This is a genomic window from Geomonas paludis (genome assembly GCF_014193585.1).
Taxonomy (GTDB): Bacteria; Desulfobacterota; Desulfuromonadia; order Geobacterales; family Geobacteraceae; genus Geomonas; species Geomonas paludis.
Genome location: NZ_BLXY01000015.1, coordinates 22,462 through 36,719 on the forward strand (window position 1 = coordinate 22,462; position 14,258 = coordinate 36,719).

At 61.9% G+C, this 14,258-nt stretch carries 13 protein-coding genes; 5 read left to right on the plus strand and 8 right to left on the minus strand.

Translation table 11 applies throughout. The features are described 5' to 3' along the window. The 4 genes from H7687_RS19540 to H7687_RS19555 all read left to right on the plus strand — a co-directional run bounded on the left by H7687_RS19540 (position 1) and on the right by H7687_RS19555 (position 4,180). Positions 1 to 1,473, plus strand: a complete 1,473-nt coding sequence (locus H7687_RS19540) for a leucyl aminopeptidase (RefSeq protein ID WP_183350544.1) — start codon at positions 1 to 3, stop codon at positions 1,471 to 1,473. Positions 1,474 to 1,678: 205 nt separating this feature from the next. Beyond that, positions 1,679 to 2,419: an endonuclease/exonuclease/phosphatase family protein gene (locus H7687_RS19545; protein ID WP_183350546.1), complete on the plus strand. Its 741-nt coding sequence runs from the start codon at positions 1,679 to 1,681 to the stop codon at positions 2,417 to 2,419. Then, complete coding sequence (locus H7687_RS19550; protein ID WP_183350548.1) at positions 2,416 to 3,948, plus strand: phospholipase D-like domain-containing protein; 1,533 nt, start codon at positions 2,416 to 2,418, stop codon at positions 3,946 to 3,948. The genes H7687_RS19545 and H7687_RS19550 overlap by 4 nt, the downstream gene beginning before the upstream one ends. Positions 3,949 to 3,970: 22 nt before the next feature. Then, positions 3,971 to 4,180 carry a hypothetical protein gene (locus tag H7687_RS19555; RefSeq protein ID WP_183350550.1) on the plus strand — a complete coding sequence of 70 codons (210 nt, stop codon included), beginning with the start codon at positions 3,971 to 3,973 and terminating at the stop codon, positions 4,178 to 4,180. A gap of 75 nt (positions 4,181 to 4,255) precedes the next feature. Here H7687_RS19555 and H7687_RS19560 read toward each other — a convergent pair whose 3' ends face one another. From H7687_RS19560 to H7687_RS19595, 8 genes are all read right to left on the minus strand, one after another. Beyond that, positions 4,256 to 5,530: a M16 family metallopeptidase gene (locus H7687_RS19560; protein WP_183350551.1), complete on the minus strand. Its 1,275-nt coding sequence runs from the start codon at positions 5,528 to 5,530 to the stop codon at positions 4,256 to 4,258. A 141-nt stretch (positions 5,531 to 5,671) separates the two neighbouring features. Next, positions 5,672 to 6,142, minus strand: coding sequence for a cytochrome P460 family protein (locus tag H7687_RS19565; protein WP_183350553.1), 471 nt, complete (start codon positions 6,140 to 6,142; stop codon positions 5,672 to 5,674). 128 nt (positions 6,143 to 6,270) lie between these two features. Beyond that, positions 6,271 to 7,143 carry a carotenoid biosynthesis protein gene (locus H7687_RS19570; protein ID WP_183350555.1) on the minus strand — a complete coding sequence of 291 codons (873 nt, stop codon included), beginning with the start codon at positions 7,141 to 7,143 and terminating at the stop codon, positions 6,271 to 6,273. Positions 7,144 to 7,234: 91 nt separating this feature from the next. After that, entirely contained in the window at positions 7,235 to 8,305 is a 1,071-nt protein-coding gene (locus tag H7687_RS19575) for an MlaD family protein (protein ID WP_183350557.1), read from the minus strand. 36 nt (positions 8,306 to 8,341) lie between these two features. Further along, positions 8,342 to 9,118, minus strand: coding sequence for an MlaE family ABC transporter permease (locus tag H7687_RS19580; protein WP_183350560.1), 777 nt, complete (start codon positions 9,116 to 9,118; stop codon positions 8,342 to 8,344). After that, on the minus strand, positions 9,115 to 10,650 hold the full coding sequence (locus H7687_RS19585; RefSeq protein ID WP_246405021.1) for a hypothetical protein: 1,536 nt from the start codon (positions 10,648 to 10,650) through the stop codon (positions 9,115 to 9,117). The genes H7687_RS19580 and H7687_RS19585 overlap by 4 nt, the downstream gene beginning before the upstream one ends. A gap of 275 nt (positions 10,651 to 10,925) precedes the next feature. Beyond that, entirely contained in the window at positions 10,926 to 11,453 is a 528-nt protein-coding gene (locus tag H7687_RS19590; RefSeq protein WP_183350562.1) for a 3-isopropylmalate dehydratase small subunit, read from the minus strand. A gap of 116 nt (positions 11,454 to 11,569) precedes the next feature. Further along, a complete protein-coding gene (locus H7687_RS19595; RefSeq protein WP_183350564.1) occupies positions 11,570 to 12,853 on the minus strand; it encodes a 3-isopropylmalate dehydratase large subunit in 1,284 nt (427 codons plus the stop codon). 161 nt (positions 12,854 to 13,014) lie between these two features. Here H7687_RS19595 and H7687_RS19600 point away from each other — a divergent pair, with 161 nt between their 5' ends. Continuing rightward, positions 13,015 to 14,043 (plus strand): LOG family protein, encoded by a 1,029-nt coding sequence (locus tag H7687_RS19600; RefSeq protein ID WP_183350566.1) that lies wholly within the window; start codon positions 13,015 to 13,017, stop codon positions 14,041 to 14,043. The last annotated feature ends 215 nt before the right edge of the window (positions 14,044 to 14,258 follow it).

The window sequence follows — 14,258 nt, forward strand, 5'->3', positions numbered from 1 at the left end:
ATGAAAACCGAAATCAGCTCTGCCCATCCGCTGCGGCACACCACCTCCGCCCTGGTCCTCGGCTGTTTCGAGGATGACAAGGACCAGTTGTACCACGACTGCGACTCCGCTCTCGAGGGGCTGCTCGGGCGCCTGGCGCAGAGCCGGGAGTTCACCGGCAAGAACGGCTCCGCCAAGGTGGTGCATACGCTGGGGAAGCTCCCCGCCGAACGCCTGGTGCTGGTGGGTCTGGGGAAGAAAAAGGACATGAGCGCCGAGCGCCTGCGCCAGGGTGCCGGCAACGCGGTGACCGCGCTGCGCGGAGCGCGCGTCTCCTCCTTCAGCAGCGCCCTGCACCTCGCCGTTGCCGCCCCTGAGGCCGCCGGTAACGCGGCGCTGGGAATGCTGCTCGGCAGCTACAGCTTCGAGCAGTACAAGACCAAGGAAAAAGAAGAGCGTTTTGCCTTCGACACCATGACCGTGCTGCTCCCCTCCGACCAGGAGGCGACCGGGCGCCAGGCGCTGGAGCGGGCCCGGATCATCTGTGACGGCGTCACGCTGGCGCGCGACCTGGTTTCCCACCCCGGCAACGTGGTGACCCCCGCCTACTTGGCCCAGGCGGCAAGGGAACTGGCCGAGCGTAACGGGCTGGAGTGCCGGGTTTACGAGCAGGAAGAACTGGAGCAGATGGGGATGAATGCCCTGATCGGCGTCGGCAAAGGGGCAGCCGTGGCGCCGCGCCTCATCGTGCTGCAGTACCGCGGCGGCAAGGGGCGCCCGGTCGCCCTGGTCGGCAAGGGGATCACCTTCGATTCCGGCGGCATTTCCATCAAGCCCGGCGCCGGCATGGAGGCGATGAAAACGGACATGGCCGGCAGTGCAGCGGTCCTCGGGACAATGGAAGCGGCGGCACGGCTCAAGCTCCCGGTGAACCTGGTGGGGATCATCCCCACCGCCGAGAACATGCCCGACGGCAACGCCTTCAAGCCCGGCGACATCCTCACCTCCATGTCCGGAACCACCATCGAGATCACCAACACCGACGCCGAGGGTCGCCTGATCCTGTGCGATGCGCTCCACTTCGGCCGGCAGCAGTTCAAGCCGGCCGCCATGGTCGACCTGGCCACACTGACCGGTGCCTGCGTGGTCGCCCTGGGGCATGAGGCGAGCGGCCTGATGGGGAACGACCAGCGCCTGGTGGATGCCCTGAAGCGGGCCGGCGACGAGACCGGCGAGCGGGTCTGGCCCCTGCCGCTGTGGGAGGAGTATGGCGAGGTGATGAAGAGTGACGTCGCCGACCTCAAGAATGCCGGCAGCAGGGATGGCGGCGCCATCAGCGCGGGGTGGTTTTTGAAGCAGTTCGTCGGCGACACCCGCTGGGCCCACCTGGACATCGCCGGTACCGCCTGGAACGACAAGGCCCGCCCCTACGGCCCCAAAGGCGCCACAGGCGTCGGCGTCCGGGTGCTGCTGGAGTTCCTGCAGGCGCGATAAAGATAGGCGCGCCCGTCACCGGGCGCGCCCCCACCAGCCCCACCAGCCCCACCAGCCCCACCAGTCAGACCAGTCAGACCAGTCAGACCAGTCAGACCAGTCAGACCAGTCAGACGTCCGACAGTGCTCCGATTGACATCCCCCACCTGCTATGTACTCTATAAAAGCTTTTTAATCCTAGGGCCGCAGGCCCCGGGAGCCCCCCATGCCCAAGACATTCTCCGTGATGACCTACAACGTCCACAGCTGCATCGGGACCGACCGTAAGCTCTCCCCGCTGCGCATCGCCGAGGTCATCGACCGGTGCAACCCGGACATCGTGGCGCTGCAGGAACTCGACGCCGGGCTGCCCCGCACCCAGATGATCGACCAGGCCCACCTCATCGCCATGACACTGGAGATGTCGTTTCACTTCCACTCCTCCATCCACCTGAAGGAAGGGGGCTACGGCAACGCCGTGCTGAGCCGCGGCGACGTCCGGCTCATCAGGGCGGGCGCGGTGCCGACCGATCCGCTGCGCCCGTCATTCGAGCGCCGCGGCGCCATCTGGGCCGAGGTGACGCTGCGCGGCCACGTCATCCAGATGCTCGCCACCCACTTCGGGCTGAACCGGGGCGAACGGATGCAGCAGGCGCGGGCGATCACCGGCCATGAATGGCTGGAACATCCCGAATGCAGTCACCCGGTAGTGCTGTGCGGCGACTTCAACGCCATGGCCGGCTCACCCGTGTATCGGCTGCTGACCCGGCAACTGCACGACGTGCAGCGCGGCCTCAAGGGGCGCCTCCCCCGCGGCACCTGGCCCTCACAGCTCCCTTTCATGCGCATCGACCACATGTTCGTGTCGCGGGAGCTCAAGGTGCGCCAGGTCTGGGTGCCGCGCACGCCGCTCACCAGGGTCGCCTCGGACCACCTGCCGTTGGTCGTCACGCTGGAGCTGCCATGACCGTACTTAAACCCGGCACCAACTGCATGGGCATCTACCCTGTGGAGGACACGGGGGTGCTGGTCGACGCGGAAGACTACTATCGCGCCTTCTACCACACCGCCCTGGCCGCTCGCAGCTACCTGCTCCTGGCCGGATGGCAGTTCGACTCGGAGGTGCGCCTTCTGCGCGGGGACGAGGAGCACGGGGCCATCGGGGACACCAGGTTCCTGCAGTTCCTGCAGCGGCTCTGCCAGGCGAACCCGCAGCTGCATATCTACATCCTGGCCTGGGACTTCAGCACCGTCTTCTCGCTGGAAAGGGAGTGGTTCCAGGACATCATCTTCAACTGGACCACCAACAAGCGGGTGCAGTTTCGTTTCGACAGCGTCCACGCGACCGGCGCCACCCACCACCAAAAATTCGTCATCGCCGACGGCGCCATAGCCTACGTGGGGGGGATGGACATCTGCTCCGCACGCTGGGACGACCGCCGGCACATGAAGGACAACCCGGACCGGGTCGACGTCGACGGCGCCAGGTACGGCTCCTACCATGACATCCAGACCTATCACACCGGGCCGGTGGTCGGTGTCCTGCTCGGGCTGTTCCGGCAGCGCTGGCGGGACTCGGGAGGCGGCGAACTGAAGCTGCCTCAGGCGGGGGCTTTGACGCCGACGCTTCCTGCCGGGGCCTTTCCCCTCCCCACGTCCAGGGTCGCGGTCTGCCGCACCGTCGCGCGCACGCCGCTCACCAACCAGCGCGAGGTGCACGAGATCCGGCACCTGTTCGTCAACGCCATCATGTCGGCGCAGCACCTCATCTACCTGGAAAACCAATACTTCAGTTCGCAGGTGGTGTTCTGGTCGCTGGTGGCCCGGATGAGCATGGCCGAGCGCCCCCCGCTGCAGATCATCATGATACTCCCGGACCGGCTGCCGCTCACCGAGGAGCTGTTCCTGGGGCTGCCCCAGATGCGCATGATCCGCGCCCTGCAGCAGGTGGCCGGGAAGACCGGGCATACCCTGAGCGTCTACTCCTCGGCCGAGATGGACCACGGCAACCGCAAGATGACCTTCATCCACAGCAAGCTGCTCCTGATCGATGACCGCTTCCTCACCATAGGGTCGGCCAACGCCACCAACCGCAGCATGGGACTGGATACGGAGCTCAACGTGGCCTGGGAAGCGGAGCCGGGGAGCCGGAAGGAGGAGCTGATGACGGCGATCCGGGGCTTGCGCGCCTCGCTGCTCGCCGAGCACGCCGGGCTTCTGGGCTGCGGCGAGGACTGGCGCTTCGAGAACGTGGAAAACCTGACCCGCCACCTGGAGTGCCTGGCCGATGACCACGATGCCCGCCTGTGCCGCTACCAGCCCGACACCACCTTCGAGAACAGTGATCTCCCCGAGGTCCTGGAGCCGATCCAGCGGGTGGTGGACCCGGAGCACCCGGTTGGCAACGAGCTCATCTTCGAGAGCCTCACAAAATCCGAGCTTGGTTCCTTCGCAAGGGGTATATTTAAATTAAGCCAGATGATCATCGGGCTTTAACGAGGGAGAGGAGGCGACCGACATGACAGGCGAAAGGAGACAGACGGGAGTCGAGATGGATGATCATTCCTGCGGCGTCAGGGTTTGGAACTCGTCCTGCGAACGCAACGTGTACAGCGATCAAAGCGAAAAATACCTCTGCACCACGTGCGGCACCATCGAGGGGCTGAAACACGAGATGCACCACGAGCACTTCCCGCACCTGTGCGGGGACACCGACGAGATGAGTTGACGATCGGTTTCAGGCAGGCGCAAAAAAAGGGGCGAGTCATCTCGCCCCTTTCCATTTTCTCCGGCACCTGTTCCCCTAGCGGGGCAGTCCCGGCCCTTCTCCCGGTCCCACCGATTCGACGCGCGGCACCACGTCCCTGAACAGCAACTGTGCCACCTCCCGCACCTCGTCGGCGCTCACCGCGGCAACGGCCTCCAATGAGGACTCGATCGGCTCAGGCGCGCCTAACAGCGAGGTGGTGTTGGAAATCCTGCGCACCTGGGTCTCGCAGTCGTCCAGGGCCATCAGTCTTGCGCAACGGATCTGCTCCTTGGCGGCCGCCAGGACCTCATCGGTCACCGTTTCCTCGCAAAAGCGCAGCACCTCCGCGTGGCAGACGTCCACCGCCTCCTGGGCCCGTTCCGGGCCGGTCCCGGCGTAGATCATGAGACCGGCGGAATCGGTGTAGGAGGACATCATGGAGTAGACCGTGTAGGCGAGGCCCCGGCGCTCGCGCACCTCGCGGAACAGGCGCGAGTTCATGCCGCTCCCCAGGATCTGGTTAAAGACGGCCAACTTGTGGCGATGCTCGTTGCCCGCGGGCGGGAGGGGATAGCCCATGTAGAAGTGGGTCTGCTCCATGGTGCGGGTGTAGTGCACGTGGTCACCGACGGCGACCCGGTAGCCTGCAGCGGCCTTCTTGCCTTTGGGCGTCCCGGTCGGGAGTTCTCCCAGGAGGCGGGCCGCCTGCTCGGCGATCTGGTCGTGGTCCACGTTGCCGGCAACCGAGACGATGGTGGCGTTGGTCAGGTAGTTGGACAGTTTGTGCTCCATCAGGCGCTCACGCGAGATGGCGCCGATGGTTTCCGCGGTGCCAAGGATCGGGGTCCCCAGCGGGTGCCCCTGCCAGAAGCCCTGGTGGAACTGGTTGTAGATGAACCGGCTCGGGTTGTCCTGGTTCATCAGGATCTCCTGCAGCACCACGCCGCGCTCCTTCTCCACCTCCTCTTCGGGGAGGGAGGAGTGCACGAACATGTCGGCCAGGATATCGAAGGTGGCCGGGATGATGGAAGCGAGGGAGACCGCGTAGTAGAAGACCTCCTCCTGGCTGGTGTAGGCGTTGGCGCGTGCGCCGATGCTGTTGAACTCGTCGGTGATCTGGTCGGCGGTGCGGCTAGGGGTCCCCTTGAAGAGGAGATGCTCGATGAAGTGGGAGGCGCCGCCGGTGTCGGGTTGCTCGTTGCGGGTGCTGCTGTCGATGCGGATGCCGATGGCGGCGCTCTGCATCCCCGGGATCTGCTGGCTGACTACCCGCACCCCGTTGGGGAGCGTGGTGAGGCGAAGTTTTGGGGGAGTCGACGAAGTAAACATATAAGCTCCTTAAAGCTGTGGAATCGTTTCGGTTTCGCTGTCAGGAATTATAACACGGCGCCTTAAGGAAAACAGTCAGGGAAAAATACGCCTGCCGGTGGACCGGCAGGCGCGTTGTCGAGATCGAGGGAATGGTAGAGCTTACTTGAAGTCGGTGTAACGGGAAAGGACGAAGCCGCGGTCTTTGGCGTCCTTTTCGTGGCAGCTAAAGCAGTCCCGCTTGCCGTCCAGCCCCGAGTTCTTGCCGTCCGGGGTGAAGCCGACGAAACGCCAGCCGCCGGTCTCCTGCGCCTTCTTGTCCCGCTGCATCATGACGATCATGGTCTTCTTGCCCGGCACCTGCTTGCCCCCCTCCTCCTTGATGGAGTAGTTGACCGCGACGAAGTTGCTTCCGTCCGGGTAGTTGGCGCCGCCGGACTTGTAGGTCGGCATGGCCTTCTTGTTCACGTAGATGTAGTGGATGCCGTAAAACATCGATTTCTTGTCGGTGATGACCCTGGCCTTGCTTTTCTCCCACTTCTCGTAGTTTTTGGGGAGCGAGTCGGCGGCGCAGGCGGCACCGGCAACACCGAGGACGGTGGCGAGGGTGAGGATCGAAAGCGTCTTTTTCATGTCAGGCCTCCTAAGACGGAAAAGTTGGTCCTTGCGCGGACAGGATGGGCGAATGATTATTCGCCCCTACAGGGATACCACACGGCGGCGTCCCGTTCAAAGCGGTAATTGGAGATATTTAATCCCGTTCAGGTGCGGCCGTCGGGTCCGGAAGCGGCCGGCGACCAGGGGTAATCGGCCAGGTGGGCCGCCAGCTCGTCTTTGTGGTAGCGGTCCAGCTTCTGACGGAAAAGCACCAGGGTCATCACCACCGGCAGCGTGAAGATGAACAGGCCGGTGAGCCCCATCAGGTTCTCGCCGATGTAGAAGGTGACGCCGAGGTTGAAGGCGATCACGCACAGGTAGAGAAACGGGCCGTACAGCGAGCGGTAGGGTGCCGCGCCGACCCCGGCGGGGCGCTCCTTGCCGGAGCCCATGCGGTCGATCATCTGCAGCACCAGGACCAGCAGGGCGCTCACCAGCCACCAGCCGAAGTAGTTGGACATCGGGATGCCGAAATGGGTGCCGACCTCGCGGTAGCCGTAGATCCGCCCCAAAAACCACCGGCTCCCCTGCAGGGCGACCGGGTCGGTGACGATGTCGAGGAACACCTGGAACAGCGAGCCCAAGAGCAGCACGGCGAAAGAGCGCCTTATGCGGCCGGTCTCGAGGAGAACTAGGTCCCCCTTGACCCGCTTGGCCGGCGCCAGCACCAACAGGGCGGTGGCGTAGCTGCAGTAGGTCAGAAAAACGTAGGAAAGCGAGTCGAAGAAGGGGACGCCGGCGATCCAGAGCTCGCGGTCGCGGGTCACGTCGACGTAGTAATACCAGCCGTAGGGGAAGCCGGTATTGATGGAGGAGAATTCGGAGGCGAAGGCGACCAGGTAGCCGCACACGGTGAACCAGATGGTCTTTTTCCACCCCAGGTGCAGTACCGCCGCCACCAGGTAGACGGCGAAAAAGGCGAACACGTAGGGACGCATGGTGAAGGTCCCCACTGCGATATCGAGGATGTGGGTCATGCCGGAGAGCTCCTTATAGAAAAAGGCGGCGTCACGCAAACGTGGGGGCGGATTGTTCCGCCCCCACGCCGCCAGCACTGTTGTTTGATTGTTAGAACAGGGTCCCGACGATGGAGCCGAGCACCGAGATCGGGCCGGAGTCCCCCAGCCCTTCCATGGCGCGCTCGGCCTTCTTGAGGGTGGCCGTGGTGTCGCGGTAGAGCTGGTCCTCGTTGACCAGCTTGCCGATGGTCCCCTGGCCGGAGTTGATCTTCTGGGTGATCTCTTTCACGTTCTTCGAGGCGTCGCGCAGTTCGGTGTAGAGGCTTTCGTCGTAGACCAGCTTGCCCAGCGTCCCTTCGCCCTTGTTGATCTTGGCGGTGATGTCCTTCACGTCTTTCATGCCCGCGTTCAGGTCCTTCACCCCGCTCCTCAGGTCCTTGATCAAGGCGGAGGCGTCGTTGTAGACGGTCTCGTCGTTGACCAGCTTGCCGAGCGTCCCCTCCCCCTTCTCGATCTTGGTGGAGACCACCTTGAGGCTGCTCACCGCGCTGGAGGCGTCGTCGTAGAGCTTCTTGTCGTTCAGGAGCATGGCCAGCGAGCCTTCGCCGCGATCCATCTTGCCGGTGATGCTGCTGATGTTGGAGATGGCATCCCTCAGGTTGCCGCGGTTCTCGTCCAGCATCCCCGACACCTTCTTGAGCACGTCCTCCTGGTTCTTGTTCAGGCTGTTGATGAGGACCTTGGTGTCCTTGACCACGTCGGAGAGGTTGTCCACGATGATGTCTATGTTGGCGACATCCTTGCCGCGCACCGTCCCCCCCTCCGGCAAGAGCGGAGCGTTGGGGGAGCCGAAGGAAAGCCCCAGGAACTGCCCGCCCAACAGGTTGGTGAGCCTGAGTCCCGCCACGGTGTCTACCTTGATGCGGGTGTCCGGTTTCACCTCGAAGTCGATCTCGATCTTGTCGTTCAGGACGATGATCTTGGTGATGCGCCCGACGTCGACACCCGCCAGGCGGACCGGGTCGCCCACCTTGAGGCCGGTGATGCTGGTGAGGTAGGTCCGGTACATGATCTTCTTCTCGAACGGGTTCCACTTCTCCCCCACCTCGAGCAGTACGCCCAGTATGATGAGACCGAACACGAAGAACATGCCGACCTTTTTCTCGACTGATAGAGCCATATATCTATTCCTCCGGAAACGGAAAACGTAAAAGTGCTACATGAGCAGCCTGGTCAGCACGTAGTCGGCGATCAGGATCAGCATGAACGAGAGCACCACGGACCTGGTGGTGGACTGGCCGATCCCACGGGCGCCCCCCGAGGTGGCGAAGCCGACGTAGCAGCAGACCAGCGCTATGATGCCGCCAAAGCACATGGACTTGGTGAGGCCGATGCCGATCTCCTTCATCTTGAGTGCGGCGGTGAGGCTGTCGTAGTAGGTGGCGTAGGAGACGAAGATCTGCGGGTGCAGGTTGCTGATCAACGCGCCGCCGGTGATGCCGATCAGGTCCGAGTAGAGCACCAGGGCGGGGACGCAGATGATGCAGGCGATGAAACGCGGCATGGCCAGATAGCGCACCGGGTCGATATCCAGCGTCTTCAGCGCGTCGATCTCCTCGTACACGGTCATGACGCCCAGCTCCGCCGCCATGGCCGAACCGCAGCGCCCGGCCACCAGGAAGCTGGTCATGACCGGTCCCAGCTCGCGCACCATGGAGTGGCCGACGATGGCGCCGATGATGTTCTGCCCGCCGTACTTCTGCAACTCCACGCCGGTCTGCAGTGCGAGCACCATCCCCACGAAGAACGCCATGACCGATGCCACCGGCAGGGTATCCCAGCCGATAATGGCCATCTGGGTCAGGATGCTCGGGATGTTGCGGGGCGCCTCGCGTATGAAATACACGACCTTCCCCATGAGGATGGTCATCTCCCCCAGCACCTGGTAGAAGTAGAGCACCCTCTTGCCTAGCGGTTCGAAAACTTGGGTCACTTATCCCCCCATTTCAGTCCGAAGGGGAGCCAGAAGAGACTCAGCTCCTCTTGCCCGCCATCGCGCTTCAGGCTTACCAGCCCCTTCAGGAATTTCAGTTCCCTCTCCCTGGCCGTATCACGGTAGGAGATGAACGGGAAGAACTCGTAGGCGAGGTCGCTGCCGCGCCGTTCGTGCCAGAACAGGTTCCAGAGCAGGGTCGAGGTGGAGTTACCTGCCTGATCCCAGCGTCTCTGGTAAATGCGCCACAAGGGCGCCCAATCCTTCTCGATCCCTTCCTTGTCCAGGACCGGTTCGATGAGGGCGGGGAAGGAGAAGGAAGAGACCCCCTCGGGGCTTTTGCGGTACAGAAACAGCGGCCACATGGCGGTGCGGCGCCGCTCGTTGCCGTCCTTAGGCCAGAACTCGCGGTTATCCCGGTACAGGAAGAACAGGATCCGGTCCTGTTCCTGCCCGAAGTTCTCCGATTTCAGTTCCTCGTGCTTGTACAAGGGCCACAGGTACCAGCTCTTCTCGCCGCCGGAGAAGGTCTCGTGCGAGTAGAACGGCAGGTAGCTGTCGCTGTTCTTCTTCTCGCCGCGCACCTTGGTGAAGAAGGGCCAGAAGTAGTCCACCTCCTCCTGCTTCTTGCCGCGGTCGTCGGTGTAGCCGAAGAAGGGCCACAGGTAGCTGCGCGAGGTCTTTTTGGGTGAGTCGGTCGAGGCGTAGAGCGGGAAGATGAACTTCTTCCGCGTCGGGTTGTCCGTGTTTAGCCCGCTGCTCTCCGAGGTGTAGAACGGCCAGAGCACGAAGCGCTTCTGGTACACCCCCTCTTTGTGGGATTCGCCGTAGAGAGGGAAGACGCCGAAGCCGGACTCGTTCTCGCCGGAGGTGGTGGAGAAAATGGGCCAGAGGTAGTGCCTGGTGGTGGTTCCCTTCTTCACCGTGCTCCCGTACAGCGGGAACATGACGAAGTGGTACTCGTCGCGCCAGAAGCGCTCATAGATGTTTCCGTAGATCGGGAAGAAGGCACGGTAGTGGCCGTGCTGCTTCGAGTCGCCCGAGATATAGAACGGAAAGAGCATGGTCGACTTTTCCCGTTCCGGCTCCGATTCCTGCTTGCGGTAGCTGGAGGTCCTGAACAGCTGCAGCACCTCGAAGTTGTCGGCTTCGGGGGTCTTGTCCCTGGTTGCCACCGGATAGAGGTAGTAGGAAGAGGAAGCCTGCTCCTTGGCGTGGCTGGTCGTGTAGAACAGCGGACGCAGGGCGACGTCCCTGTCGTCCCCGTTTTTCTGGTATTTGAACAACGGGCCGAGGATGGCGAGATTGCTGAAGCGCTCCTTGGGGCTCTCGCGGTAGTCGATCAGGGGCCACAAGGTGAAAATGGTCCCTTTCTCCTCGGACACCTGCGCTGGCTTCTGCTCGGGCTTCTGCTCGGCCGCAGGCTCAGGCCTCGGTACCGGCTGCGACTCGGGCTGCGCATCGGCGCAAGCCACGGTTGCCAGGAATAGCAGAGCGGACAACGCAGTTATGGACGACGTGGAACGTGTCATGTACCTCTTACGACTTGAATAATGAGATGGATTTTGGATAGTAACTGCTGCAATCAGGCATAGTCAATCAAAATATAGTCTGGACGGCAGTCACGAATGAATCTAGAGGAGCGCTTTCTGGACAATTTCCGCTTCAGCAGCCACCATCTAAAACTCCACGCGAAAGTTATGCCACTACTTCGGCAAATGTCCAGCTTTGAAGCGAAAAACAACGAGGCAGGAAACGTCTGTCTCCTGCCTCGCTGAATGATGATCTGCTTTGGAGTGGGGGTCGATCAATATTTGCTGTCGGCGTAGTCGACCCAGCCGCCGGCAAGAACCAGCGCCTTGTCAAACGGAGAGATTTCGAACTGCATCGACTCCTCGCGCCCTCCCCCTTTGATGGTGAGGGTGGTATTGGCCACGTCCACCTCGATCGCGGCGTCGGCAGCGCCGGCGTACGTGAAGAGCTGGTCGATCTTCTCCGGGGAGAGTTCGATGGCCGCCATGCCGCAGTTGAACATGTTCTGGCGGAAGATCCTGGCGAAGGACTGGGCGATGACCACGTTGATGCCGTTTACCTCGAAGACCCAGGGGGCGTGCTCGCGGGAGGAGCCGCAGCCGAAGTTGGCGCGGGTCACCACGGCGCCCGCGCCGTAGGTCTTCTCGCTCTTGGGGTCGAAGCCCGGGAGCTTGAGGTCCTCGAGCAGGTACGGCTTGAGGTCCTCCTTGGTGATCTCGGTGAGGTACTTGGCCGGGATGATCTCGTCGGTGTTTATGTCGCTACGGTCCAGGAAAAGGGCCGGGCCGCCAAATTTTTTCATATCGATCTCCTGTCTAGCGGGAGCTCCCGCATTTTCGTTGTCAGTGTGTCAATGGTCTGGGACAAAGGCAACGACGGTCCGTCATTGTCAATCGTCAATTCTCCATTGTCAATTGCTTACAAGTACTTGCGCGGGTCGGCAAGCTTGCCTTCGATGGCGGAGGCGGCGGCGGTCGCCGGAGAGAGCAGGTGCACCATGCCCCCCTTGCCCATCCGGCCCATGAAGTTGCGGTTGGTGGTGGAGGCGCAGACCTCGCCCTCGGCCAGGACGCCGTTGCTCATGCCCAGGCAGGCGCCGCAGGTCGGGTTGGTGACGCAGAAGCCTGCGTCCATGAAGATCTGGATCAGCCCCTCGGCCACCGCATCCTTGTAGATCTGCGGGGTTGCCGGGGAGAGGATGCCGCGCACGGTCGGGGCGATCTTCTTCCCCTTGAGGATCTGGGCGGCGACCCTCAGGTCCTCGAGACGGCCGTTGGTGCAGGAACCAAGGTAGACCTGGTCCACCGGCTGGCCGGCCATCTCGTCGATGCTCTTCACCTGGTCCGGCTTGTAGCCGAAGGTGCAGAGCGGGGTCAGGTTGGAGAGGTCCAGATCGATCACCTTGTCGTACTCGGCGTCGGCGTCGGAGGCCCACTTGCTGTACTCGGCGACCGCCGCTTCCTTGGAAGCGAAGGAGTCGGAGATGAAAGGCCAGAGGTAGTCCACGGTGACGCGGTCAGGGGCGCAGATGCCGGAGGTGCCCCCCGCCTCGATGGCCATGTTGCACAGGGTCATCCTGGACTCCATGGTCATGCCGTCCACGATCGGCCCGCCGAACTCGATGACGCGGTCGGTGGCCCCGTTCACGGTCAACTCGCCGATGACACGCAGGATGGCGTCCTTGGCGTAGACCCCTTTGGGGAGGGTGCCGTTCAGGTTGATCCTGATGGTCTTGGGCTCGCGGAAGGCGCAGACCCCCTTCAGGATGCCGACCTCGAGGTCGGTGGTGCCGACGCCCGCGGCGAAGGCGCCGAAAGCGCCGTGGGTGCAGGTGTGCGAGTCACCCATGATCACGGTGTTGCCGGGGCGGATGAACCCCTTCTCCGGGAAGAGCGCGTGGCAGACGCCGTTGGCGCCGATGTCGAAGAAATCCTTGATATCGTGGCGGCGCGCCCAGTCCCTGAGCATCTTGGCCTGGGTGGCGGTCTTGGAGTCCTTGCTCGGGGTCACGTGGTCGATGACCGCCTTGATCTTGGTTTTGTCGAAGACCCGGTCCTTGCCGCGCGCCATGAGGTCGGCGATGGCGATGGGGGTGGTGATCTCGTGGCACATGACCACGTCGATGCCGAGCACCTTGGTTCCTGCAAAAGGCTCATCAACCAGATGGGCCGCGAATATCTTTTGAGCCGTAGTCATACCCATAAATTGCGCTTCCTTTTAACGGTTGGAATGGTTTTTCACAGCAGCCAAGATAATAAAATAACAGCAACAAATCAAACTAATAATTGTTCAATGTTATTAAACATTTGCCTGTAGATATACCCGTGCTATAATGGCCCCCTCAATCCAACTGGGAGCCCCGTATGCAACTTCGTTTCAACAGAACAAACAATGAAATCGACCAGATGATCGACGAGCTGATGCAGAAGGCGGGAGGGGTGCACCACCCCGACCAGACGCGCGAGATGATCATCGCGGCCCTCAAGGCGGGGCAGGACACGAGTTACCTGGCAGATCTGAAGCTTTTGAGCAACACGATGAAGGAGATGCGCTACACCACCATGGTGTTCGCACCCTACCGGCAGAAGAAGAAAGTCACCATCTTCGGCTCCGCGCGCACCCTTCCCGAAGAGCCCATGTACAAGAAATGCATCCAGTTCAGCCGGCTGTTGGCGGACAAGGGTTACATGATCATCACCGGCGGCGGTGGCGGGATCATGCAGGCGGGCAACGAAGGAGCCGGCAGCGAGGCCTCCTTTGCCGCCAACATCAAGCTTCCCTTCGAGCAGAGCGCCAACCCGATCATGCTGAAGAACCCGAGGCTGATCACCTACAAGTACTTCTTCAACCGCAAGGTCGCCTTCGTAAAAGAATCCGACGCCATCGCCGTTTTCCCGGGCGGCTTCGGCACGCTGGACGAGGCCATGGAGGTGTTCACCCTGGTCCAAACCGGCAAGACCAGCCCCAAACCACTGGTTCTGGTGGACGACGAGGAAGGCTACTGGGAGCACTTCTTCCGGTTCATCAAGGAAAGGCTGCTGGTTATGGGCTTTATCTCCGCCGAGGACTTCTCCATCTTCACCATCACCAAGAGCTACGAAGAGGCAGTCCAGGTCATCGACGACTTCTACACCAACTACCATTCTATTCGCTTCGTCAACGGCGAGCTCATCATCCGGCTCACCAAGGTGCTCACCCCGGAGCAGATCGAAATGCTGGAGAACGAATTCCCCGAATTGAGATTAGAGGGGAGCCGGATCGAGCTCATTAGTGCACGCCCCGAGGAGGCCGACGAGCCGGATCTGCTTGATCTGCCGCGCATCGCCTTCCGCTTCCACCACCAGCACTACGGCCTGCTCATTGCCTTCATTAGGAGGTTAAACACCTTTTAGTAGAGTCTCTTTGAAAAAAACGTTTTGTAAATATTTTCTTGACAAGGTTATTACACGATGTTAATTTTTATCCCAGCAGCTGATTCTGGAAGTTTGCCGCGCCGAAAAGCCAAAGGGTTACCGCCACTTTGAGCCATTTCCAGCCCAAGAACCTTCCGGAAATTGCAGCATCAAACGTAGATCCGGCAGAGTTCCGGAGGTTAGAAAAGGAGGCA